The sequence below is a fragment of the Asaia bogorensis NBRC 16594 genome (genome assembly GCF_001547995.1).
GTDB classification, from domain to species: domain Bacteria; phylum Pseudomonadota; class Alphaproteobacteria; order Acetobacterales; family Acetobacteraceae; genus Asaia; species Asaia bogorensis.
Map to the genome: position 1 here is coordinate 1388401 of NZ_AP014690.1, position 24691 is coordinate 1413091.

Genomic DNA, 24691 nt, shown 5'->3' on the forward strand with positions numbered 1-24691 from the left:
CGCGCCGGGGAGCGATCCTCCCCCGACGCAGCAGCGTGTTCAGCGCAGGCCGAGGCGGGTCTGATAGGTCACGGGAAAGAGCGAGAGCGCCCGTAGCCAAGGTGTCGTGTCGGCGTCATCGGCAAGCTGCACATTGTCCACGCCGCAACTGCGCAGGAACTGGGCCTGATCAGGAATCAGATGACCCTCTGCACGGATCTCGCCCGCAAAACCGAAATACTCGCGCAGGGCGCGCGCCTGCGTGAAACCGCGTCCGTCCCTGAAAATGGGAAAAGTGATGACGATCAGATCAAGATGATCAATGGCGGTTCCAAGCGTTTCGACGTCGAATTCCGGTGAGAGTCGGATGGCCCGCGTGGCTTCGGTCATCTCCGCCACCGGGATGATATCGAGCGTTCTGGGGGCCGGATGGCGCGCAGGGGCCAGTTCAAACAGTTTCATAAGCCGCTTCCTTGAAGGGGGCGTCACCAAGACGGGTCAGAGTGTCGAGGAACTGCTCGCCCTTTTCCCGAACGCTGAGATAGCGATCGACGATACGCGCTATGGCATCCACCATATCGTCCTCCGGCAGGGCCGCGCCAAGAATATCGCCCGTGCGCGACTTGTCGTCATCGCGCCCGCCAAGGGTGATCTGGAAGAATTCCTCACCGCGTTTATCCACCCCAAGCAGGCCGATATGCCCGACATGGTGATGGCCGCAGGCATTGATACAGCCCGAGATGTTGATGCGTAGCTTGCCGATTTCTTCCTGCAGGGCGTTATCGGCGAAACGGGCGCTGAGCTTCTGTGCGATCGGTATCGAGCGCGCATTGGCCAGTGCGCAGTAATCAAGGCCGGGGCAGGCCACGATATCGCCAATCAGTTCGTTATTGGCATCGCCTAGACCGATCTCGCAGAGCGCCTGCCACAGGGAGAGCAGACGATCCTGCGCCACATGGGCCAGCACGACATTCTGCAGATGGGTGATGCGCAGCTCGCCGAAAGAGAACTGGTCCGCGAGATCGGCAAGACGGTCCATCTGGTCCGAGGTGGCGTCGCCCGGAATACCGCCAGCCGGTTTGATGGAAACCGTCACGGCAATCCGCCCGGGGGCGAAATGGGGCATGGTATTGCTGCGCACCCAGCGATCGAAATCCGGGTGGTTGGCACGATCCTGCCTGAGTGTTTCCTCTCCACCTGGTGCGACCGTCAGATCGGGGGCGGCAAAACGCGCCCGTATGGCCGCCACAATTTCCGGGGCAAGGCGATAATGGGTGGGGTCCATGCGGGCCAGTTCCTGCCTGACGGCATCGCGATAGCCATCCACACCCAGCGCCTGCACGAGTATCTTGATACGGGCCTTGTAGATGTTATCGCGCCGGCCATAGGCATTATAGACGCGCAATATGGCTTCGAGGGTCATCAACAGATCCGCTTCAGGCACGGCATCGAACAGTTCATGCCCAACCAGCGGGGTACGCCCCAGACCACCACCGACGAAGATGCGAAAGAGGGGGCCATTCTCGCCGGGGCGGGCCAGTATGCCGATATCGTGGAAGCGTGCCGCAACCCGGTCCTGAGGGCTTCCGGAAATCGCGATCTTGAACTTGCGCGGAAGGAACGTGAATTCGGGATGCAGCGTGGACCACTGGCGCAGGATCTCTGCATGGACACGAGGATCCATCAGTTCGTCGGCGGCAGCGCCGGCAAACTGGTCACAGGTGACGTTGCGTATGCAGTTGCCGCTGGTCTGGATGGCATGCATGTCGACATCGGCAAGCTGACGCAGGATCTCCGGCGTGTTCTCCAGCTTGATCCAGTTGAACTGAATGTTCTGTCGCGTGGTGAAGTGGCCATAATCGCGGTCGTAATGACGGCCGATATGGGCCAGCTTGCGCATCTGGCGGGAGTCCAGCACGCCATAGGGGATGGCGACACGCAGCATATAGGCATGAAGCTGAAGATAGAGCCCGTTCATGAGACGAAGCGGCTTGAACTCGTCCTCGCTCAGCTCACCGCTCAGGCGTCGTTGCACCTGCCCTTCGAATTCCGCGATGCGGGAGGCGAGAAACTCACGATCAGCCGTTTGATACTGGTAGAGACCGACAGGCGCGTTCATGCGTCCAACTCCGTGGCAAACTGGGGGTGAACCGTAGGGCCAAAGGCCCGGATACGCTCGCGCACGCTCACCGGCTCAGCGACCTTCGCCGGGCGCACGACGACTTCGTAGACACCGACGACACCATCGTTCTGTGCCGATTGTATGGCGTTTTCGAGCGCCGATTCGTAGTTCTCGGGGGCAAGAATGGCGGCGTGGGCGATGGAACGCTGCCAGGCGCCGCTGGCATCACGCCATACGATGTGGCCATCCAGCAATCTGTTGGCTGTCAGCACCAGAGCTTCTCCGGCGCCTATGCGTATCGCCCGTTTCATCCACCATTCCGCCTTGCTTGAACTGATACTGGCGTGGTTTATAAACTATCCACGCTGATCGTGTAATTATATCTCAGAGAACCACTTCGGGAGCAAGGCATCAAACCGTGTCCCGGCCGTGGAAATCTGCTCTGCCCCCTTGCAGCCACGTGAAATTGCCGCATACGGGTTCACACAAACATTCCAGGAGCCAGAACGATGCCGGATCGTGCCCCTCTGTCTAAAGAAATCTTCCGCGATGCGATGGCGCGACTGGCCAGTGCCGTGACCATCATCACGACGGATGGCGAGAATGGCCGTCACGGCTTTACGGCTTCTGCGGTATGCAGCGTGTCCGATGACCCGGCGACGCTGCTCGTATGCGTCAATCGATCGGCGTCGACTCATGCGCATCTGGTGCGTCACAACATGCTGGCCATCAATATCCTGGCGCACGAGCAGGAAGCGCTCTCAACCCTGTTTGGTAGCTCGCGCTATGACATGGAGACCCGCTTCGCCAGTGGCGCGTGGCGCAAAGGCGAGCTCGGCATGCCGCTTCTTGAAGGGGCGTTGGTCACATTGGAGTGCCGCATCAGCCTGACACAGGAAATAGGTACGCATAGCGTCTTCTTCGTCGAGCCCCTCTGCGCCGAGTTTGCACGCGAAGAGGTCTCGGGTCTTGTCTGGTTCGACCGCGCCTATCGCAAGGCCTGATCGAGACCCTTCAGATCGTATGGTGGGCCCTGATCTGGCCCACCATACGATCTGGCGGTTAGATATGATCGAGAAACATCTCGATTGTTCCGATTTGCCCTGCGCGCTGGATCAGACCTCGGCCAGTCGTCAGGGCGCGTCGCCTGGCCTCGACCTGGCTCTGACGATCCGGCGCTGAGTCATAATCATCGATCTGGGCGAAGCCTATGGTGCGCCGGATCATCTCAAGACCGGCAAAACCAGCCGCATCATGCATGACCTGTTGGAAAAACCGCGCATATTCCGCGCTTGCAGGCTGGTTTCGTGTCAATGCGCCAAGATCACCTTTCGCTCCCGGTGCCTTCCATGCCTCCAGATAGGCGCGTTTGAATCCGGACCACAGCAGAGCGATCTCGTCGCGCATCCACTCATCATGCTCGGGTTGCGCGTAGGCATTCATCACCAGATTCGCGATGAACATACCGATATCGAAGCCAATCGGGCCATAGAGTGAAAACTCGCCATCGATCACACGGACATCGTCGCCATTGATCATGACGGACCCGGTATGCAGATCACCATGAAGCAAGGCTTGCCCCGTCGAGAGGAAGCGCTCCTGCAGGCGCTCGACCGCTGCATGTAGGATGGCGTCGCCTTGCATGGAGGCGACAGCGTCGTCGAGCTCCGGGCTGAGCCAGCGATTGCGTGCGCAGTCATTCTGGTAGGGGTCTGTCAGCACCAGATCGACCGTGATGCGCGTCAGGGCCAGATTGCGGGAGAACACGTCGCGCAAGGCATGCACGTCCTTGAAGGGCAGGGCACGCCATGACGTGGCAAAGCCGGTACGGCCGACAAATTCGCCAATACGGGCGGCAAAACCGGCCGGTGCGGTACCGGCAATCAGGGCGGTACGCAGGACGTGATGTGTCGCGAGGTTTTCCATCACGATCAGGAAGAGTCCTTCATCGAGATGATAGAGCGCCGGTATCTGACGACCCACCGCATCCGTGACGCTCTGCATCCAGCGCGCCTCGAACAGATTTCGTTCAAGTGGCATGGCCCAGGCGGGATCGACGCGCACATAGGGCAGGGACTGCTTGCAGCACATGCTGCCAGCCGGCCCTGATACGATGAACACCGTGTTGAGATTGCCGTCACTGACCTCGCGGGCGGTCCAGCTTGCGGCCCCACCACCAAGGCGGGTGGCAAGGGCAGGGTGTGTCGCGAGATAATCGATAAGGCTTGACGCTGTGAGGGGGCGATAGGTGCTCATTGGGCAAGGCGCTCCAGCATGGCGCGGGTTGTCGGCAATACCTGCGGGCTGATCAGATCGATGCGATCCAGCGCATGACATTCAAGCTGGTCGTATTCGTCATTGGCCTTTTTCTGCCAGGCCTCGCGAATGGCCTCGAAGGGGAGGTCGGTATCGATGCGAAAGCCGAGATCGACGATATGGGTGGTGTCATGTTCGCAGGCTAGTAACGGACCGGTCAGAGTGACCGCGTCGGTCAGGCCGATTTCTTCCTCAAGCTCGGCGAGGAGCTGGGCGCGAAGGTCGATCGGATCCTTATCGCTGCGGGCCTCGACGCTGCCGGCGGGCACACCTTGCCAGAAACCGGGCAGATAAAGCGAGTTTGGGTTACGTCGACCCAGAACGATGCCGTCGCGGCAGACAAGAAGCCCGGTGACGGCCAGCGATCTCAGCTGGAGCCGGTCGGCCAGCTCGGCCGCGCGCATCTGGGCCAGCACCCAGCGATATTCGCACCAGAACCCGTCCAACCGGTCGTGCTGCAGCTGCGAGAGGCAAAATACGCGGCCATTGTAGAGCCTAGGGTGTTTCTTCAACGCCTCTTGCCACACTGTCTCGATGCCCATCTCAAGCTCGGGATCGACCAGAGTCGGAGCCTTGTGGCAGGTTACCTGAATGTCCGGTAAGAGCGCGGTGACGCTCCACGGAGCGTCTACCGGGTGTCTGGCGCTGGTCATGAGGGTGTTCCCTGTTCTTCGAGCAGATTTTCGAGGGCTTCGAGCAACGGTTCGTCCAGAGGGGCTGCGCAGGACACTATGTTGGCTTCGAGTTGCGCCGTTGATGTGGCGCCTGCAATCACGCTGCCGATCTGTGGCTTGTGCAGCAGCCAGCCGAAAGCGAGATCCGCCATGGGACGTTCGTAACGTGCTGCCAGCTCTGCCAGTGCCTCGATAAGGGACCATGTGGCAGGATCACGATAGCGCTCCTGGAGATAGGTCCAAGCTGCCAGACGTGATCCTTCGGGTGGCGGTGCGTCCCTGCGATATTTTCCGGTCAGCATGCCTGAGGCCAGGGGAAAGTAGGGGAGCAGGCCCAGCCCGAAATGCGTCAGGGCAGGGAGGAGCTCTTTCCCGGCCGATCTGGTCAGAAGCGACAGCTCGTCCTGACAGCTGATGATACCGGCCAAATTATCCCGCCTTGCGATATGACAGGCATCGGCTACCTGCCACGCCGGTAGGTTGGAAAGGCCAGCATAGCGTATCTTGCCCGCCGTCACGAGGCCGTCGAGTGTGTGAAGCGTCTCCTCGAGTGGGGTGCGTGGATCAGGACAATGAAGTTGGTAAAGATCGATCCAGTCGGTTCCAAGGCGTTTCAGGCTGGCTTCAACGGCCTCAAGAATATAGCGCCGCGATGCCCCGGAGTGCCGGGCGGACGGATCATCGCCCGCGCACATTTTCATGCCGAATTTTGTGGCGATGACGGCCTGGGATCGCTTGTCGGTCAGGGCCTTGCCCAGAGCCTCTTCGGACGCGCCTGCATAGGCATCGCGACGGCCATAGACATCGGCCACATCAAACAGCGTCACACCCTGATCGAGCGCTGCGTGAACCAGCGTACTTGACTGCTTCTGGTCTACGCGTCCGCCAAGGTTGTTACAACCAAGGCCAAGGGTGGAAACCACGAGGCCCGATCGGCCGAGACTGCGATAGCGCATACGAGACTCCTGCGGCATGATCCGGCGGCAGCATAAGCCAGTTGAAAGCCGTGGTCACGGCAAGGGTGGCAATGGCCTCACGCATCAGGGCGGGGTCACGTTCTGGCTCTTTGCCACCGCACACTTTCGCTCCGTATGAGGGTACCCCCGCCAATCCGGCCCGTCCTTGCGCGCGTTTTCCCGGTGGTCTGACGACAGGGGAAAACGAGCCATTTTCAGACAGGAACGATACCGAAACTGAGCTCCAGCTGGATGGATGTCTTATGAAACATCGGGATGCCGAGCCATATCTCCCCAATATGGGTGTCAGGGCGCAGGAAATAGAAGTGACGTTTGTCGCCTTCGTCTTCCTGAAGGACAGGAAGCCATGCCTCGTCGCCTATGCCGTTTGAACGTCGAACATTCATGAGCAATTGCTCATGCGCAAATTCAAAGGGTCTGGAGAGGCTCACGCGGAATATTTCTGCGCGTCCACCTTGCAGCGGAGACAGGAAGAGAACGCCCCAAGCCTCACTCCAGGCGTGCTCACCCGGGTTTGCGTGAGCCGGAACCGTGTCCAACGACAGCGTCGTTCTGGCGCCGTCCTCAGCGATTACTGCATGAACGTGGTTTTCCCCGTCGGCGGGTCGCGTGGCGCGGATCCAGGCGGCCCCCCTTGCATGCGTTGTGGAGGGGAGACCAGAGAAAAATGCCTCCCCGTTAATCACGCCGTTCGTTGCATCATCGATCGTTTCCGATCCGATCCACTGAACCCGGCCCCAGCGAGCATCGCTGCGCCAGCCCCTGGTCAGCGGGGTATAGGTTTCCAAAGCGCGCAAGGCACTATTGTAATGCGCGCACAGAGCGCGGTTGAGCATGCGTTGATGTTGCTGACCGGATGAGAGTTTCCCTGTCAGGTCCGACAGCAGCTTGCGGCTCCATGTGTGAGATAATGCGGCTGTTGGAATGGCATCAGGGTTGCGGCTGAACCATTTGACCTGACACATATGGGCCGGAAGCTTCTGCGCGAATTCCAGCAGATCGGGAAATGTAAGCTCCCTTATCGGCTCCCAAAGCATATGGCAGATGTTTGTGAACTGCCCCTTGCCGAAACGTCTGAAAAACGTGACAGGCAGAAACTCCTCCAGCGCAAGTGTCTTCTGGGTCGGATTAGCGAAGTAACCGTCACACCGTCGCAGCACTGCAATGCGCTGATAAAGCGTATTCCATTCGTCACGATCAGCGAATAGTCCCTCGATCTGGTTGATGGACATGAGGGGAATATCCGCCTCATCGATCAGATAGCGCCGAAAGGGCTCAGCCTCCTGAAGGTTGTCCCACACCCATGCTTCGCCGCGCGGGACCTCCTCCAGCGGGACATCTATGAGGTAGTGTCTTGTCATGCCGACAGGGGCGAGGCTTCCCGAACCGAGGTGCCGAATGGCCTGTGAGACATCGAATTGTCTTATGAACAATCCGTTTGATGCGCAGGTACAGAAATGGGTCAGATCGCTGAAAACATGGAGAGCCTCGCCATAAGATTCCATATGGCCAAGCAGGAGAGTGCCCCCCCATTTCTTGCGCTCAACGCGTCCGTTGAAAACGTGGATGCGATGATGAGCGAGGAGGGGATGGGGTGGGATGCTGCGTTTCGCGGGAAAATTGACAACGAGAAAACAGTTTTCATCGGTGAAATTGAGAAAATTTTCCAGATAAACAGCAAGGAATTCATCTTCCTCGTTGTAATTGGTTGCGAAGACAACCTTTGCAGGGGGGGAATCAGTAGGGGTTCCGATGGTCGCGGGTCTGTCTTGCGGATCTGCCTCGCGGCCAAATACCTGAACACTTTTCAGGTGCAAATGATCCCAGTTGTCGAGCCTTACCCTGACGAAGCGGGTATAGATAACGCTCGGAAAAACCACCCGGTAAGCGTCGTTGACCGTGCTGCCAAAAATGGTGTGGTCCGTCTTGGAAAAGACCTCTTCCCACGATGTTCCGTCTAACGAAACCAGAATGGTGAACATGCGGTTTCGGACTGGCCAGTAATCGGTGTTGACCAGCAGGACGCTATCGATCAGGCATGGACGCTCCAGGTCGACTTGCCACCAGGGAAACCACTCGGCGGCAGTCTGAAAGCTGGAGTTTTCGTCATGGGGCGACACGCCCTCACTTGCGATCTGCTCGAGCGGAAGTACGAAGTCCGGATGTTTCGAGCTTTGTGTGGCAGGCTTGCCGAGCGCGAGATCAATCATTTCAGCCATGGTTGTTTTTCTTAGCTCAGCTCTTGACGACCGGTTTCGAAATCGGGGCCGACCGCCAGAGACACTTCGGCGGTGGCATTGCAGAACACAGGCAACCCTATCCAGACCTGCAATCCTTCTCCGCGGGCCTCCCGAACGAAGTAATGGCGCTCAGTATCGTGAGTGCGCTCAAGTCGATCGGCGTAATCAACAGTATAGCCGAATTCGTCATAAAACACCGTTCGCGACAAGATATCAGGCGGCACGCATCGATCCTGGCGCATGGTCATTCGGAAGACCGAGCTTCCCTGCATACCGGTGAGATAGAGATACCCCTGCAAATGGATCCCTGACACCGGCGCGCCGTCTTGCGAGACAGCGCTGCATGACAGACGAAGTGTGGTTTCACCGTCACCTGTTTCATGCATGGCTATGGAGATCGAAACGAGCTGACTTGTCGCCTCCATGAACAGGATTGCGGGAGCCACACGTGAGGGACAAAGCTCGGGAATTTCAGGAAAGATCTGTTGTCGCTCACATCTGATGTCGCGCATCGACCACCTGAACCCGCGTCGACCTCTGGCTTCGCTGTTCCACCATTTGTCGGTCAGGGGACCGAAGCGCTCAGCTTGGCTGACGCGCGCAAGGAGCGTCGATATGAGCGTCGTCTCCTGAAACCGCGCCAAGGACGGATGTTCGTCATGGGCTCGGTAGAGCAGGGCGCGGCCCCAGTCAGTCGTGACTGCCATTGTTGACTGCGCGATTGGCGCGCGATCAAACCATTTCATGGCGGCAATGTGAGCCGGAAGGCGAGGCACCACGTCGATCAGATCATCTACTGTTGTTTCCCTGGTGCCTGACCAGAGGACGCGACAGATGTGCGTATATTCACCGCTGCCGAACTGATTGAAAATCGACGTGGGAAGCAGTTCCTCGAGTGCCATGAAATTCTCGAACGACGAGAATTTCTCGAGTTCGGTGATGAGACTCCGACGCTCCTGGACCAATTCCCAGTCTTCGCGCCGTGCGAAAAGCCCCTCGATTTGAGTCACTGAGATACGGTCAAGGTTGATCTGGTTTTTGAGATACTGTCCCAGGCCTTCGCTGTTTCTCAGATGATGCCACATCCATGTTCCATGATAAGTAGGGTTTATGGGATCAACGTCCTGGTCCAGTTCATAGGCGCGTTCGCAGGCGACGGGAACGGGCGATGCGAGCGGCAATTGCATGATAGCTGCGGCAACATCGAAATGGCGTACCAGCAAGCCATTTGAGGCCATTGTTGCGAAGTAGCGGAAATCCGGAAAGACCGATCGCGCCTCTTCATAAGCCTCGATGTGGCCGATCATGAGCGTGTGGCCCCATTTTTCACGCTTCGTCTGTCCGTTGAAGATATGCACACGCGGACTTATGCGAGCGAGACTTGCTGGAATCTCTCTGCCAGTCGGGAAATTCAGCGCCAGACAGACATTTTCAGGCGTGAACGCGAGAAAATTATCGATATAGCGCCCCAGAAAGGCATCTGACTCATTGAACAAGGTAGAGAAAACGACCCGCGTATCGGCGGCCTGCCGTTCGATCATGGAGAACGTGTCGCCAAGAGACAGTTCATCTCCCGTCGTCGAGGCGGCCATCAGATTCAGGCTGTTAAAGGAGAGTTGTCCGTAGGCGTCTGCCCGGATCCTGACATGTTGTGCAGCGAACACCCGGGAAAATCGGATGTCGAAGTCACGGGCATTGTCCGGTTCATGGAGTGCCTGCGTCCACAACGGCAGCCAGCGCAGCCCATCGTCCGAAACCAGCACGGAGAACAGGGGCGGCTGACGTTCGTCACCCTGCAAACCTTTCAGGGCAAGGCCTTCGATGCGCATCTGCTTTGCAAGGTCGATCTGATACCAGGGGAACCATTGTCTCCCGGACTGGAAGCCACCCTCACCATGATGCGAGGCCTGTGAACTCGCGGTTATGGCGGCGATTTCAGATATACCGTTCATTAAGCAGAACCTTTTTCCCTGATGATCACACGAAAGCTCTACACCCCTCGGGAAAAGGAAGGGAAAGTCTCTTTTGTCGACGCGATTAAAGCACCTGCTCGACCGACGACGCAAGTTGGCGAACATTACTTATGATGAAACAGGTGCTTAGCAGGCTGTTTTCACCTGATTGACACATAGATATCAACAAAAACCACGAAATATCGTGGGATCAGTTCTGCTGCGTTTTGTGAGCATTTTCATACTTCTTGTTGCGAGTGCCTGAACTGCTATGTCCGGATATCGGTCCGATCTTGGCCCTGTGGACTGGTTTCAGGGTGTCGAGACAACCTTGATCTGGGTTTCGACGTTGACGGCACCGTTGATGGCGGGATTGACGGCATTCGGTAATATCGCAATGGCCACGCAGTCGCCTTCTTCGACCTCGGCGGGGACTGTGTCGATGGCATTGGCTTGCTTCATGACTGAGTCAAGGCCATTACCCGTCAGGACCACCTCGAGCAGCTTAACAGCATCGGGGCCGAGGGCCATGCTGGGGTTGGGGGCATGACCGTTACCGCTGCGATCATTCCACATGAACTTGTTGGGTGAATGACCGGGGAAGGCACGCTGGCAACTATTATGCTTGTAGATAACGACAATATCGCGCACGCTCCAGATGCCTTGACCCGCCGGAATTTTGGCAAATTCTGCAGGGGCAGTGGCGGAGACGTTCCCGTAGAGGCTGATGACCTTGCCTGGATGGATCGGTCCCTGTCTGGAGACGGGGAGTACTGCATAGGCATTGAGCACCGGGCCACGTGCGGTGCTGGGAGTCACGATGAATTCTGAGTCGAGACCGCTATAGGTTTGCTGCGTCCAGCGTGGTGCGCCCGTATCATAGAGGAGTTGCAGGTCGGTGCGCATCGTATAGGGCAGATTGGCAAAATCGGTGCCGTCGAAACTGAGGAAGATACAGCCGCCGGGCCTGATATGCATGGGTAGCCTCTCTGGCAGAAGCAGGGCGACAGGGAAAGTCTCTGTACCCGGACGCGCCTGTTTGAGAATCAGCCCTGCAAGACCCTGGCTCGGGAACCGGGCATAGATTTCGGCATAGCTTCCGATCGTCTGGCCGGACACAGGGCAATTGCCCTGGGTGGTATAGGCGAGGCCGAACAGGGTTTCCGAGTTGACGGCACCATGCAAGGCAGGGTTTGCGGCGCTGGTTGTCGAGATCGTGCCAACCAACCCCCTGAAGTTAACGTCCGGTGGAAGATTATCGGGTAGCCTGAACGCATAAAGGTTCTTGATCTGAAACGACGTCGTTTTTTTCGTGAGTTCTGCCTTGATCGGGAGCCGGTGGAGTTCAGCTGCGTTGGGTACGGTAGACGGCGTTGCGTGTGCCATGCCGTTGAGTGCGGAGTAAGCAATCAAAAGGCTCGCAGCCAGGGCGCGTGTCAGCGAGCTGCTAAGCTTGCGAGGTGTGTTTGCTTGCGCATGGAGGCTGGTCATCGCATTTTGGTCCGGTGTTTGTGCAAATATTAGTCAGTGATCAACATAGAGTTTATCGAGGAATAGCAGGTTGAGCGATAATGGAAAACAAATCGTGCCTTCGGGGCACGTCGTTACTGCCAACTCTATTCCCGATTGTGATGTCGCAGGACCTGGTCGCCGCTTTTTCATGGGGGGTATGGTGCTTCTGATCGCTGGCGGTGGCCTCGGCCGGGCTTTCGCTGCCCAGCGTTTTCCGCCTGACCACATGATCGCCACCGATCCCTTCCGTCCGATCAGCCACTTCACGGCGCAGAGAGGCTGGATGAACGATCCCTGCGGCCCGATCTTTGCCGATGGTGTGTATCGTCTGTTCTACCAGTGGAACCCGGAGGCGGCCATCTGGGACAATATGCACTGGGGCCACGCCACAAGCCCTGATCTGGTCAACTGGACCTATCAGCCCGTCGCGCTCTCTCCCCAGCGCGACGGGCCTGATCGTGATGGCGTGTTTACAGGCGATGTTGTGCTTGATGGGGATCGCGCTGTCGCGATCTACACCGGCTTTCGTTTCAACCGTATGCCTCCCCAGATCCAGTGCATGGCTGTTTCAGATCGTGCGATGACCCATTGGCGTCAGCATCGCGAACCTCTTCTGGCCAGTGGGCCGGATCATCTCAATATCGGCGGCTTTCGCGATCCCAAGCTTTGGCGTGAGGGGCAGACCTGGGTCATGCTGGTCGGCAGCAAGATCGAAGGTGTGGGCGGGGTTGTTTTCCGTTATGAGAGCGTGGACCTGGCAAAATGGACGTTCATCCGCGTTTTCTATGGGCCTTCTGACCTGCACGGTGGCGATGATGTGCTGGAATGCCCGGATTTCTTCGACCTCGGTTCGTGCCACGCCCTCATTTTTTCTATCAATTCAGTCGTGCACATCGTTACGGGGCAGTATGAGCACGGGCATTTCACGCCAGCCAGACAGGATGTGCTCGGCTATGGCGGGTTTTACGCCGCGCGCAGTTTCAGTGATGCGCATGGTCGTCGCACAGTGTTTGGATGGTTGCCTGAAAAGCCCTGGCAGGCTGGCGAAGCTGCGGCACGTGGCTGGAGTGGCGTCATGTCCTACCCCCGTGTGTTGACTGCAGACAAGCAGGGCAGGGTCTCTTCCAGAATCCATCCGTCAATGGAGACCCTGATTGGCGAAGAAATGTTCAACGGTACGCTGACCCGGGCGGTTAGCGTCGATGGACCTCAGGTCAGGATACGGGTGCAGTTTCCTGCCCTGAGCAGTGGGAGCATCGTGTTTGCCCACACGGATCGCTATCTGCATCTCGATTACGATCCGGTAGCTGCGCCGGGCGAACTTTCCTGCAACGAGGATCGTGCGCCTCTCGAGAAGTCGTCTCATGCAGGGCTGGATATTTACGTCGATGGAAGTGTGATCGAGATCTATACCTCGACTGGCACTGTGCTGAACGCCAGGGCATATGGCAATCCTAGTCGACCATTCACGCTTTCAGGTACCGGATGTTTCGCGGATGCCGCCTGCGAAATCAATGCGCTCCTGCCGGCTACATTCCGTTTTGCCGAGTAACCTTGTTACTTTTCCGGTGGAGGCGTGTTCGGCAAGGTCAGTCTGACCGAAACCGGACAATGGTCGGAGAGGGTAAGGGGGAGCGTATCGCGAAAGGTCATGACGCTCAGACTGCCGGGGAGTAGCCATGAGCGGGCGGCCCCGCCCAATATGATGTGATCGATAAAGTAGGTCCCCCCCTCACAAGGGCTTGCCATTCCCGCCGTGACAAGAAGCGGGTCATGAGGAGAGACCATCTGGCGATAATACGGGTCGGTAGGGGTCAGACGCCGATTGAAGTCACCGAGGACGATATAGGGTTCGCCCTCGTCTTCACGTTCTTCCACCCAGTTGGCGATGAACCCCACCTGTTCGCGCAGGATCGGGCAGGCATGGGCGGCCTCCGTCCATAGACGGTCCCAACACCCAGATTTCAAATGAACGATCAACAGTCGCAGGCTCGTGCGCCCATCAAAAATACGTGCGTCGAGACCGGGACGCAGGGCGTGGCCACCGTGGATTGAGGAGCGGTCGAAGTCGCGCAGTTCGGTGCTAATGACGACTTTCCATGGCGCACGCAGGACAAGGCCGAGATTCTGGGCAATCGGCGCATGTGTCAGTGCGATCGTATAGCCGGGGGAAGGAAAGAGCCGCCGAAGTGCGGCTTCGTCACTGACTTCCTGCACGGCAAGAATATCGGTGTCCAGACGGCTGGCATAATCGCGCAGGGCTTGCCAGTCTTGCGCCGTACGTTGGGGGGCATCGTCTGGTAGAAGGGGGCTCGACGCTGGAAGAAGGGTTAGCCAGTCAAGATTCCAGGTGCCGAGCTTGACTGGTATACCGGGCGCCGCACTGGCTGTCCGGATAAAGGTCCAGACAGCCAGAAAGCAAAGTCGGGCGTAATCAGACCTTGACGCCAAGATCGCCCAGAACGTCACGGACGGTCCGCTCCTGACGGGTCTGCTCGTCAATTACCACGACCTGCCCCGACCCGATATCGTAGAACCAGCCCTGCAATGCGATCTCGCCAGCGGCAAGGGCACCCACCACGGCTGGATGGGTACGCAGATGGGCAAGTTGAAGCAGAACGTTCTGCTGTGCCAACTCCTTGACCGTCTCGGGCCCGGCGTCTTCGGCCTTGAGGGGGCCAAGCGCGGCGCGGGCCGCCTCGGCGTTACGCAGCCAGCGCTGCACTGTGGGCATGGCATCGAATTTCGGGTTGTTCAGGTCGCACAGGGCGCCCATCGCACCGCAATTGGAGTGACCGCACACAACAATGTGCTTCACCTTGAGGACGAGCACGGCGTACTCGATAGCCGACGAGACGGCACCGAGCATTTCGCCATGCGGAGGAACGATATTGCCGACATTGCGCACAATGAAGAGATCGCCCGGCGATGTCTGGGTGATCATGCTCGGATTGATGCGGCTGTCGGAGCAGGTGATGAACAGGGTGGAAGGCGACTGGCCATCGGCAAGGCTTTCAAAGAGCTCGCGATGCTCTTCATAAACCTCTTCGTCGAAATGCTGTACGCCCTTGAGAAGGGCAACCAGGCTGTTTTCGATTTCACTTTTCATCGTGACCTCATCTGAAAAAGGGGTGTGGCTTGCTGTGAGTTTTGCGCCACACCTGGAACTCAGATGACTCGGATGCCGTGGTTTTGATTAGGTGTCCATGCCTGAACGGCATGGTTCACCCTTTGTCATGAACGTTCAGGCTGAAAGCGTGTTTCTGAGTGAATCGAACACGGCGTCGCTGTTGGGCTGCGGACCACCTGCCTGCGCCATATCCGGTCGACCGCCGCCGCCCTTGCCACCCATCTCGGCTGAAGCCAGACGGACCAGATCAACCGCGTTGAAACGATCATTCAGGTCTTTCGTGACAGCGACGACAACACTGCCTTTGCCTTCAGCCGTGGAGATCAGGGCAACAACACCGCTCCCGATCTGCTTGGTGATGGCCTCGGCCATGTTCTTGAGCTCACGTGGTGCCACGTCACCCAGATCACGCGGCACGAAGGTCACGCCATTGATGGACTCGCTGGCCGAATCGGCCTGACCCGTTGCCAGACGCTTCTGGAGCTCCGAAACCTGACGTTCCAGCGCCCGACGCTCCTCGACCAGCGCGGCGAGGCGATCCGGGGCCTCGGCAATTGTGGCCTTCAGAAGATCGGCCATACGGCGCAGACGCTCATCCGCCTCGATGGCCAGACGGTCGGCAGCAACACCGCAGACGGCCTCAATGCGGCGCACGCCAGCCGAAACACCGCTTTCCGAGACAATGCGGAACGGCCCAATTTCGCCCGTGCGACCCACATGGGTGCCACCACAAAGCTCGATGGAATAGGCTCCGCGCGTCTCATCACCCAGCCCCATCGAGACCACGCGGACCTCATCGCCGTATTTCTCGCCGAATAATGCCATGGCGCCTTCAGCGACCGCGGTTTCGGGGGTCATGATGCGCGTTTCGACAGCACTGTTTTCACGAATGCGGGCATTTACCTCACGCTCGACGAGTGCCAGCTCTTCCGCCGTGATGGGACGAGGCTGCGAGACGTCGAAGCGCAGGCGCTCCGGCGCATTCAGACTGCCTTTCTGGGCCACATGGTCGCCAAGCTGGCGGCGCAGCGCCTCGTGAAGCAGGTGAGTGGCGGAGTGATGACCACGCACAGCCTGTCGGCGGGTATGATCGATCTCGGCTGTGACCGATGTTCCCGGGCGCACGACGCCCTCGATCACACGGCCATAATGCACGAGCAGATCGCCATTGCGCTTCTGGGTGTCGGTTATCTCGATGCGCAGGTTCTCGCCAACCAGCACGCCGTGATCGCCTACCTGGCCGCCACTCTCGCCGTAGAAGGGGGTCTGGTTCAGCAGGATGGCGACCTCATCACCGGCCGAGGCGCTTTCGCTCTCGATTCCGGCCTTGGCAACCAGTACGACCTCGGCATCGGCTTTTTCCGACGAGTAGCCGAGGAATTCCGAGGCGCCAAAGCGCTCGCGGGCATCGAACCAGATGGTTTCTGCAGCGGCATCGCCTGAGCCCACCCAAGCCGCACGGGCACGGGCGCGCTGTTCTGCCATGGCGGCCTCGAAACCGGCCACATCGACAGTGCGACCCTGTTCGCGCAGCGCATCCTGCGTGAGGTCGAGCGGGAAGCCGAATGTGTCGTAAAGCTTGAAGGCCACGTCCCCGGGGAGGGCGCCGCCCTCGGCCACACGGGCGGTTTCATCCTCAAGCAGCGACATGCCGCGTTCCAGCAGGGCGGTGAAGCGCTCTTCCTCGCCCTTCATGGTCTCAGCAATCAGGGATTGATGCTGCACGAGTTCGGGATAGGCCGATCCCATCTGACGGATCAGGGCAGGGAGCAGACGATAGAAAACCGGCTCGGTCGCGCCCAGACGCTGCAAATGGCGCATGGCGCGACGCATGATGCGACGCAGCACATAGCCACGACCATCCTTGGACGGCATCACGCCATCGGCAATCAGGAAGGCCGTCGAACGCAGATGGTCGGCCACGACACGATGGCTTGCGCGCAGCGACCCATCAGGATCGGTGCTGAGCGCGTTTGCCGTGGCTTCGACCAGACTGCGCAGCACATCGGTGTCGTACACGTCGCGCTTGCCCTGCATCACGGCCGCAAAGCGCTCAAGCCCCATGCCAGTATCGATCGAAGGGCGGGGCAGCGGCGCGCGCGTGCCCGGAGGCCCTTCGAGATACTGCATGAAGACGAGATTCCAGATCTCGACGAAGCGATCGCCGTCCTCTTCCGGCGAGCCCGGAGGGCCGCCCCAGACATCGGGGCCATGATCGAAGAAGATTTCCGAGCACGGACCGCAGGGACCCGTATCGCCCATGCGCCAGAAATTATCGGCCGTCGGGATACGGATGATCTTCTCTTCAGAAAGGCCCGCGATCTTGCGCCACAGGCCAGCCGCTTCTTCATCCTCGGCGTAGACCGTGGCGAGCAGTTTTTCCTTCGGCAGACCGTAGCCCTTGGTCAGGAGGTTCCAGGCAAATTCGATCGCCTCGGCCTTGAAATAGTCACCAAAGGAGAAATTGCCGAGCATTTCGAAAAAGGTCAGATGGCGAGCCGTGTAGCCCACATTGTCCAGATCGTTATGCTTGCCGCCTGCGCGCACGACCTTCTGCGCCGTCGTTGCACGCGTATAGGGGCGTGTTTCCTGCCCGGTGAACACGTTCTTGAACGGCACCATGCCAGCATTGGTGAAGAGCAGCGTGGGATCGTTCTGCGGCACCAGCGAGGCCGAGGGAACGATCTTGTGGCCCTGGTCTCCGAAATACTTCAGAAACGCGCTACGCAGCTCATTTGTGGTGGTGTTATGGATCGGTGTGGTCATGGCGCGAGCAGAAAATCCCGATTGCGGCGTGAAGATGGCATCTCCACTAGAGCAAAGAGACCGCAAAGGAAATGTTTTGCGCGTGTCGGTTCAGGATTCCAGATCGTGATCGGCAGGGTCGACATTCAGATCGACCGCCATCTGCGCCAGTTCCATGGGCGTTTCAGGAACCTTTGCCCGGAAGACAAGCTTGCGTGACAGGTTGAAATTGGCCATCAGCCCCATGAGGGACCCCGCCGCCAGAGGCACGGCGACATGCTGTGAACAGAATGGAATGGTGAAGCACAGCGCATAGACCGTCCCGCGATTGAGCAGGAACCCAAAGCTGTTGGCTGCCAGAAAACGCAGCCATTGCAGTATGGGGTGGTCGCGATGGGCGACGCTGCGAAATGTCCAGAGCTGGTTGAGCAACCAGTTCAGGCTCGCCACCAGAAAGTAGGACAGCAATGTGGCTGCCGTCAGGCCGAGTTCGGGGCGAAGCAGGTAGACAATCAGAATGTCCCAGACCAGACCAAGGGCGCCGATAACGCCAAAGCGCAGGAACTGCGTTATCAGCTGTCGGGGCGCACGCGGATAGAAGATCCGTTTCTTGAGCACGTCGCTGCGGCCTTTCGCATCATGAAATCGGGGTCAAGCTGGTAGGGCCATTGATGGCCGGATGCAAGCGAAGTCGGGGAGGCAGCTTGGGTTTTTGACGTGCTTAGGCCCGCTATCAGCCGGGCCTCGGTTTCCACGGTGCGTGGTGGCTTGGAGGCAAGGAGGCAGAAGGGGAAGAACAATGCAGCCGGGTGTCATATTTTATCCAGTCCGGCCCCTCTGGCCGTGGATCGCCAGTGATACCAGGCATTGGCAGCCAGCCCGACCAGTATGGCGTAAAGACCGGCACTGACCCACAGGCTGCGTGTGAGGAACAGCGCCACGTAGGCGGTATCAATGGCAACCCAGAGTGGCCAGCACAGCATGATTCGCCGGGCGGTCCAGATCTGCGCGACGAGGCTCAATGCGCTCAGCGCGGCATCAGTGAATGGGGCCGGGTCGTCCGTCCAGTGAGCCAGACCATAGCCCAGTGCCGCACTCGCGATCAGGCCAGCTAGAATATCTCGTTCCAACGCCGTATGACGAGGCGATGCCACACGCACGCCCGTCTGCTCGCGCGGGGCGTGAGACCATGCGTACCAGCCACGAAGCAGGAACGCGCAAAATGCAAGCTGCAAGGCCGAATCTGCCCAAAGTCGTGCCTGAGCAAAGACCACCAGATAAAGCAGAGCCGCAATCAGGGAAACTGGCCACCCTGACACCCGGCGTTGGCCAGTCAGCCAGATCCCCGCCACGGTGAAAAGCGCCGCAATGGCCTCGAGAGGAGACATCAGGCTCTCGCCGGAGGCGTGGCGACAAGTTGGCAAAGATCACGACCGGGTGGTGACGCAAACCAGTCGAGATGACCGATCAGATAGGTCTCCCACGTCACTTTGGCAGTGTCAGGAGCGCGCAGCAGCGTGTCGTAATACCAGACCTCCGAACAGGCGAAGGCCACATGGGCAAGAGGCAGCATGGCGGCAATTTCTTCCCGATCATGCAGGTCTAGCGCCTCCTCCCGATCGTATCCTGCGAGGAAAGCGGCCGTGTGATCGGGTCTTGTGGCATAATCCACCGACTGCTCCATCTGCACGAAGTCGCGTTTACTGGTTGGCGACACGGCGCGCGGGTTCATCCAGTCAACCATGCCGCGTTCGAGGGCTACGGCGATATCGAAAGCGCGGGTCGTAAGATCGGCCATCCCGAAATCGAACGGTGCCCTGACGATCGTGCGGTCAGGCAGGCTCTGCCCTCCTGCCTCGCTGTCCCAGATGAGGTTGGACCCGTGCCAATCGCCATGCCCCCAATGCAAGGCCGCCGTTTTGAGAAACGGCCGGGCCTGCGTGATGGCGGGCGTGAGTGCCGCGATCAACGGGGACAATCCGCCTTGCCGGTCGAGCGCTTCGCTCAGCGCAGGTTGAGCCTTGACCCAGCCGCTAAAGGCTATCTCGGGATCAGCCTCTCCGAGAAAAGGGGTTAGGGCGGAAACCAGTGGGCGTGTCGAACGCGACGGGGCCTTGAAACTGCGTGCGGCCCGATGAAACCGGGCGAGGGCGCTTCCTGCTTCAAAAGCCTCGTCAAGGCTTCGGTAGGGCTCCCATGACATGGTGTCACGGTAGAGGTCCAGCCCGTTGAGGGCGGGAAAACATTCATAGCACCATTCGCCGCTCACAAGGATTGTGCTGCGTGACCCTGCGCTTTCGCTCGTGCACTCGCGGGGGCAGGCGACCGGCAAGCCATTCCGTGAGAGGTGAGAGATCAGACGGTGCTCTTCCGCCAACGCCCCCCGGTCACGAAGTTGATGATGATGGCGCTTGAGGAACCATATCTGACCGCCCGGATCGCTGACACGCGCAACCGCAGAAAAGGGCCGTGCGCTATGCCACGAGATCGGCGCCGTGCTTTCAAGTCCGAAAGCCGCAAGGACGGGCTTTGCCTCATCCTTGGTGATGAGCGGCCAGTCGCGCTGTGCCTCCTTGCCCCAGAGGCCGAATTGCCCGATCTGTTCTGACGCGCCCGACTTTGTCATCAGAACCCGGCGGTCGCAGTGGCCAGGGCTGAGAACCCGCCGCCGATATAATAATCCGGCGATGATCCTGCGATGGTCGATCCATATCGCCCTGTCGTGTCGCGGGCATTGAGTGTGGGGTCGGCAATCCCCGACAGGTAATGCTCATTGGTAATGTTGATGAAGTTGAGCCGCAGAGACGGTGCCTTCAGTCGGGAGAGATCCGAGAAACGATATCCGACCGTGAGATTGCCCGTCGTATGATCGTTTATGCGCTCGTCATTCATGAACGTTGCGTATTGGCGTCCCGTGTACTGAACCGCGGCAAAGCCGAAAACGTGCCCGTCATCATAGGTCAGACCGGCTGAAGCCTGGAGTTTCGGGCTGCGCACGGCTGTCTTGCCGGAAGTGGGCAGCAGGTCACCGCCGCTCGCGATATCGTTGTCGATCGTTGCATGGAGGTACTCGCCTGAGAGATAGGGTGCAAAATGATGCCAGGGTTTCAGGCCAAGCTCGATATCCACACCACGCGATGTCTGACCACCGGCATTCATGGTGGACTGGATGGGGGTGTTGTTGACCAGCACCTGCGTCTGGATCTGCCTGTTCGTGAAGTTGTAGTTGAAGAAGGTCAGGCTCCCAGTCACGAGCGGCCCGGTGTAGCGATAACCGATTTCTTCAGAGATCGAATATTCGTTGCGCAGATTATGCGTGCCAGTCGTACTGATGTCGCCGGAGCTGGTGTCATAAACATTGTACAGCGCAGTGAAAGCCGGAGCGCGGAAATTGGTCGTGGCGTTCAAAAAGATCTGATGCTGCGGCGTGATCTGGAAGCGCAAACCCAGACGGGGGAGCGGCACTGCGCTATTGCTCGCGACACGATACTGCGGTCCGGGGACGGCATTGGTACCAACGCGGCTGACCATAACCTCCTTGAACCCGGCGTCGACAAGCAGGCGGTCAGACAGGAAATGCATCCTGTCACCCACATAGAGCGCATTCGCCATGCTGATGGTGTGCGTGTCGCCTGCAAGATAGATGCGCCCGTTGCTCAGCCGCACGAAATTGCCGGTACCGCTGCCCCAGATGTTGGCCGAAGCGCCGTTCTCGCTCACGGGTGAGAAGGACTGGATTTCGTGATCATCGCCGTAATCGAACCAGTAGCCGGCATAAAGCTCGTTCCATCCCTGCTTCCAGGCAAGCTCCGATGTGAATCCTGAGCGATAGCTGCGCTGGGTATAATTGGCACGTACGATGGCCGACCCATCAGCAGAGCTGGGGAGGGTAAGCGTGTCAGTCAGAGCCTGCGTACCGGTATAGAGACCGCTTAGCGGCAGGGTCGAACCGCCCGGCACATTGCCATAGGCGCCCTGCGCATAGGGTGTGGCCTTCAGTGTAAGGTGATTGGTGAGCGCAAGCGAGATCGGAGAGCCCATATAGAGCGTCCGTTCGGGCGCACGCCACAGGCGTTGATAATAGGGGCCAGCTTCCTGGTTCTGCGGGTCGTAGCGCGATGCCAGCGCATTGCCTGACGAGACCCCATATTCCCTGAACTGGTCCTTCGACACTTGCGGGTAATAACTGGTGATCGTGCTGTTGAAGCTGCCGACAAGTCCTGCGTGGGAACGCTCTCCGATGTCACGCACAAGCTTGAAATCGATATGGTGGCGCATGTCATGGCCGGGGCCACGCCAGTTCTCGGCGCTGGTATGGGAATAGGAAACAAAGCCCCGCAGCCCTGTGTGCCCGATCATTCCCGTATCTAGCCGGATGAATTCGCGGTTGGTGTTGTACGAGCCATAGGAGGCCGACATCGTCCCCCCGGCCTTGTGCGCCGGATCGCGAAAATCGAGACTCATCAATCCGCCCGCAGCGTTGAGCACGGGACTGTCCAGATCCGCCTCACCCTGGGCCAGAGCGATCTGCCGATAATTCTCACTATCGGCAAACTGGCTCGGATAGCCGGAATAGAAGGCGAGATCATTGAGAGGCATGCCCTCAAGCACATAGCCGATGGAATCCGTGTTCAAGCCACGCACCGAGATGGTTGTCTGCGGGGAAAGCCCCATTGCGTCGGATGAGGCCACATTGGCGCCTGGCAACACGGAGACAAGCTGATAGGCGCTCGATATCGGGGCCTGTCTGGCAATGAAAGTGCTATCGACCGTGCTGACTGCCTTGATGCCGTGCTGCGGGTGAATGAGACCACCGCCGCGTTCGGCATCGCGCTTTTCAGGCTCGGTGGCCTTGACTGTGATTTGCTCGGCCTTGCCGGATCTGGCGTGGTTGGGCGCGGCGCCGTGAGGGTCGGGCTTTACGGCAGCATGCGCCGAAGAACCGGCCAGCATCACGCAAAGTCCAACGCCGGAGACTTCGGATAGAAGGCCGATGCGCCGCAGCACGGGGGGCATGTTGAGCAAACGAGGCGGCAAAGGCGTGGTCCAGTCGTGATAGGTCGTGCGGTAGGTGTTGCGTATGAGAGCAGGTCTCATATCGACGGGTTCGAAACAATTGTTTTCGTGATGCAGGGCGCAGGTTTGACGGGCGAACAGGTGAGGCAGATGAGGCATGAGAAAGATGACGGCCCCGGCGCCGGATACATAATCTGTTTCAGGCAGTCAGGTGTCAGTTCTGCTATCTGTGCGAAACAGAGTCATTCTGCTAGCAAAGCGCAGTAAACAGGGAGGGGATTTCGATGCTCGCGGAGAATATTGCGTCTTACGTGACTGGCTGGGCTGTCAAGCGCAACACAGATGCAGCGCCCCATCTTGTGAATGCCGATGATATCGCCTTCCTGGCCGAGCTCGTTGCACAGCAATCAGGCCTCGCCGCGGAGGATGCCGAGCGCAATCTGCAGGTAGTGCTTGAAGGATGGCTGTTGCAACGCGCCCGGGGGGAACGTCCCACCCGTTTCAATACAGGTGATTTCAGCGCATTCATCGCGTTTCTGCCACCTGCTGAGCCTGTGCCTGTGCCTGTTGACAGTTCTCCGGCGGAAGAGCCGGTGGCACGCGTGAGCACCGCGCGCAAGGCGCGGCATGCGCCAGAGGAGCCGTCCGCCCTCTCTGAGGCGGAAACATTGCCCAAGCGGGTAGAGTCCCCCGCGAAGACCCGTTCAAAGCGTCTGCCGCGTGAGGCTCCGGCTCATGATTTGTTTGCGGGGCTCGATTTCTCGCGATTTCATGTCGAGAACGGTGTCTGATTGCTGTTGCTCGTTCTCGTAGCGTTGGCCAATCTGAATACGAGGGCCAATCCGGCGAGTGCGCAGATCATTCCCATGATGAAAATGGCCCCGTAGCCGAGACAATCCGATACGATACCGGCTACCGGCCCGCTGATCGCATAAGACAGGTCCTGAAAGGCGGCGAAACCGCCCAGTGCCGTTGCGCGCATGGGGCCAGATACCCTCTTGACCACCTCGACGCCCATTGAAGGGTAGATAAGCGAGCAACCTGCCCCGGTCAAAACCGCACCGGCCAGGGCAAGATAGGGTGAGGGCGCCAGGGCGATACATCCTTGGCCAATCGCCTCGATAGCCAGAGATATCGTCGCCACCCTCAACCCGCCGAGACGGTCGGGGAGGTGCCCGCACAGAAGCCGTCCCGCCACGAAGGCCAGACCGAAACAGGTCAGTCCGAGGCTACCGAAACGCCAATGCTCATGAAGAAAATAGACAGAGAGGAAGGCCCCCAATACGGCAAATCCCACGCCTTGTAATGCGACGACGCTCCCATAAGGTCGTATGATGCCCAGCACCGGCCAGAAGGAATCCCGCTCTCCTGTCAGGACCGGTGTCGGGGGAATACGCTGCACGATGGCAAGGCCGAGGCAGGGCAGGATGGTGCAAAGAGCCATCAGCGCCGGGAAGCCGCTTAGGTGGTAGAGCTCAAGACCGATCGGTCCGCCGAAGGCGAAGGCTCCGTACATAGCGGCACCGGTCCAGGTCAGGACTTTGCCAGCGCCTTTGGCTCCCGTCAGCCCGATACCCCAGCCATGCATCCCGACCAGTGTGTAGCTCTCGCCAACGCCCAGAAGCAGTCGCCCAATGATGAGCAGGGCGAAGGCGAGCGGTCTCGTCAGAAAGTTCAGGCTCGAGGCAAAACAGATCGCGCTCGCCAGCACGTAGAGGCACAGACCGAGCCGCATCGCAGTCCGACCGCCCCGCTGATCTGCAAAGGCGCCGGCGATCGTGCGGGTCAGGATGGTCGAGACAAATGCGCATCCCACGGCGATACCGGCCAGCGCATTGCCATAGCCCGGCCATGACGTCACGAAAGGGGGAATGACCGCAAGGGGCATCGCGACGGCCATATAGGAAAAGAGTAGCGCGATGGTCAGAAACGGAAGATGGCGCGCGCTGGCCTCAGGCAGAAGTGACTGGGCCGAAGCGTCATTGGCGGTCATTGTGCGAACTCCCGAGCGACATACCGCCCGCAGGT

20 protein-coding genes are annotated in these 24691 nt (G+C 59.1%); 3 read left to right on the top strand and 17 right to left on the bottom strand.

Annotated features, from left to right (window positions below; translation table 11 throughout):
- Positions 1 to 39: 39 nt before the first annotated feature.
- Genes Asbog_RS06210 through Asbog_RS06220 form a run of 3 tightly spaced genes read right to left on the bottom strand, consistent with a single transcriptional unit; the run spans position 40 to position 2412 of the window.
- Positions 40 to 441 carry a DUF934 domain-containing protein gene (locus Asbog_RS06210; RefSeq protein WP_062164461.1) on the bottom strand — a complete coding sequence of 134 codons (402 nt, stop codon included), beginning with the start codon at positions 439 to 441 and terminating at the stop codon, positions 40 to 42.
- A complete protein-coding gene (locus tag Asbog_RS06215; protein ID WP_062164462.1) occupies positions 428 to 2098 on the bottom strand; it encodes a nitrite/sulfite reductase in 1671 nt (556 codons plus the stop codon). The genes Asbog_RS06210 and Asbog_RS06215 overlap by 14 nt, the downstream gene beginning before the upstream one ends.
- Positions 2095 to 2412 carry a DUF2849 domain-containing protein gene (locus tag Asbog_RS06220; RefSeq protein WP_062164463.1) on the bottom strand — a complete coding sequence of 106 codons (318 nt, stop codon included), beginning with the start codon at positions 2410 to 2412 and terminating at the stop codon, positions 2095 to 2097. The genes Asbog_RS06215 and Asbog_RS06220 overlap by 4 nt, the downstream gene beginning before the upstream one ends.
- Before the next feature lie 198 nt (positions 2413 to 2610).
- On the opposite strand from Asbog_RS06220, the gene Asbog_RS06225 reads away from it, so the two are divergent.
- Positions 2611 to 3105, top strand: a complete 495-nt coding sequence (locus tag Asbog_RS06225) for a flavin reductase family protein (protein ID WP_062164464.1) — start codon at positions 2611 to 2613, stop codon at positions 3103 to 3105.
- A gap of 58 nt (positions 3106 to 3163) precedes the next feature.
- On the opposite strand, the gene mtnK is transcribed toward Asbog_RS06225, so the two are convergent.
- The 6 genes from mtnK to Asbog_RS06255 form a co-directional block, all read right to left on the bottom strand.
- Positions 3164 to 4357: an S-methyl-5-thioribose kinase gene (gene mtnK, locus Asbog_RS06230; RefSeq protein ID WP_062164465.1), complete on the bottom strand. Its 1194-nt coding sequence runs from the start codon at positions 4355 to 4357 to the stop codon at positions 3164 to 3166.
- Positions 4354 to 5070, bottom strand: coding sequence for an NUDIX hydrolase (locus tag Asbog_RS06235; RefSeq protein WP_146926573.1), 717 nt, complete (start codon positions 5068 to 5070; stop codon positions 4354 to 4356). Before Asbog_RS06235 ends, mtnK begins: the two co-directional genes overlap by 4 nt.
- On the bottom strand, positions 5067 to 6047 hold the full coding sequence (locus tag Asbog_RS06240) for an aldo/keto reductase (RefSeq protein ID WP_062164467.1): 981 nt from the start codon (positions 6045 to 6047) through the stop codon (positions 5067 to 5069). The genes Asbog_RS06235 and Asbog_RS06240 overlap by 4 nt, the downstream gene beginning before the upstream one ends.
- Before the next feature lie 215 nt (positions 6048 to 6262).
- The gene (locus tag Asbog_RS06245) at positions 6263 to 8287 is read right to left on the bottom strand and encodes a galactose-binding domain-containing protein (RefSeq protein ID WP_062164468.1); all 2025 of its coding nucleotides are present in this window, start codon (positions 8285 to 8287) and stop codon (positions 6263 to 6265) included.
- Positions 8288 to 8298: 11 nt separating this feature from the next.
- The gene (locus Asbog_RS06250) at positions 8299 to 10260 is read right to left on the bottom strand and encodes a discoidin domain-containing protein (RefSeq protein WP_062164469.1); all 1962 of its coding nucleotides are present in this window, start codon (positions 10258 to 10260) and stop codon (positions 8299 to 8301) included.
- 312 nt (positions 10261 to 10572) lie between these two features.
- Positions 10573 to 11751, bottom strand: coding sequence for a hypothetical protein (locus Asbog_RS06255; protein WP_062164470.1), 1179 nt, complete (start codon positions 11749 to 11751; stop codon positions 10573 to 10575).
- Between the two features lie 94 nt (positions 11752 to 11845).
- Here Asbog_RS06255 and Asbog_RS06260 point away from each other — a divergent pair, with 94 nt between their 5' ends.
- Positions 11846 to 13324, top strand: coding sequence for a glycoside hydrolase family 32 protein (locus Asbog_RS06260; protein ID WP_146926570.1), 1479 nt, complete (start codon positions 11846 to 11848; stop codon positions 13322 to 13324).
- A gap of 5 nt (positions 13325 to 13329) precedes the next feature.
- On the opposite strand, the gene Asbog_RS06265 is transcribed toward Asbog_RS06260, so the two are convergent.
- The 7 genes from Asbog_RS06265 to Asbog_RS06295 form a co-directional block, all read right to left on the bottom strand.
- Positions 13330 to 14241, bottom strand: coding sequence for an endonuclease/exonuclease/phosphatase family protein (locus tag Asbog_RS06265; RefSeq protein WP_231944670.1), 912 nt, complete (start codon positions 14239 to 14241; stop codon positions 13330 to 13332).
- Complete coding sequence (locus tag Asbog_RS06270) at positions 14207 to 14881, bottom strand: carbonic anhydrase (RefSeq protein ID WP_062164472.1); 675 nt, start codon at positions 14879 to 14881, stop codon at positions 14207 to 14209. The genes Asbog_RS06265 and Asbog_RS06270 overlap by 35 nt, the downstream gene beginning before the upstream one ends.
- A gap of 135 nt (positions 14882 to 15016) precedes the next feature.
- Entirely contained in the window at positions 15017 to 17668 is a 2652-nt protein-coding gene (gene alaS / locus Asbog_RS06275; protein WP_062164473.1) for an alanine--tRNA ligase, read from the bottom strand.
- Positions 17669 to 17758: 90 nt separating this feature from the next.
- Positions 17759 to 18265 carry a GtrA family protein gene (locus Asbog_RS06280; RefSeq protein ID WP_083510744.1) on the bottom strand — a complete coding sequence of 169 codons (507 nt, stop codon included), beginning with the start codon at positions 18263 to 18265 and terminating at the stop codon, positions 17759 to 17761.
- 194 nt (positions 18266 to 18459) lie between these two features.
- Positions 18460 to 19035 carry a nicotinamide riboside transporter PnuC gene (gene pnuC, locus Asbog_RS06285; protein WP_062164474.1) on the bottom strand — a complete coding sequence of 192 codons (576 nt, stop codon included), beginning with the start codon at positions 19033 to 19035 and terminating at the stop codon, positions 18460 to 18462.
- Positions 19035 to 20273 carry a phosphotransferase enzyme family protein gene (locus tag Asbog_RS06290; RefSeq protein ID WP_062164475.1) on the bottom strand — a complete coding sequence of 413 codons (1239 nt, stop codon included), beginning with the start codon at positions 20271 to 20273 and terminating at the stop codon, positions 19035 to 19037. The genes pnuC and Asbog_RS06290 overlap by 1 nt, the downstream gene beginning before the upstream one ends.
- Positions 20273 to 22600 (bottom strand): TonB-dependent receptor, encoded by a 2328-nt coding sequence (locus tag Asbog_RS06295; protein WP_146926586.1) that lies wholly within the window; start codon positions 22598 to 22600, stop codon positions 20273 to 20275. Before Asbog_RS06295 ends, Asbog_RS06290 begins: the two co-directional genes overlap by 1 nt.
- A 347-nt stretch (positions 22601 to 22947) precedes the next feature.
- On the opposite strand from Asbog_RS06295, the gene Asbog_RS06300 reads away from it, so the two are divergent.
- Entirely contained in the window at positions 22948 to 23454 is a 507-nt protein-coding gene (locus Asbog_RS06300; protein ID WP_062164477.1) for a hypothetical protein, read from the top strand.
- On the opposite strand, the gene Asbog_RS06305 is transcribed toward Asbog_RS06300, so the two are convergent.
- Positions 23433 to 24656, bottom strand: coding sequence for an arabinose transporter (locus Asbog_RS06305; protein WP_062164478.1), 1224 nt, complete (start codon positions 24654 to 24656; stop codon positions 23433 to 23435). The two genes, Asbog_RS06300 and Asbog_RS06305, sit on opposite strands and share 22 nt — an antisense overlap.
- Between the last annotated feature and the right edge of the window lie 35 nt (positions 24657 to 24691).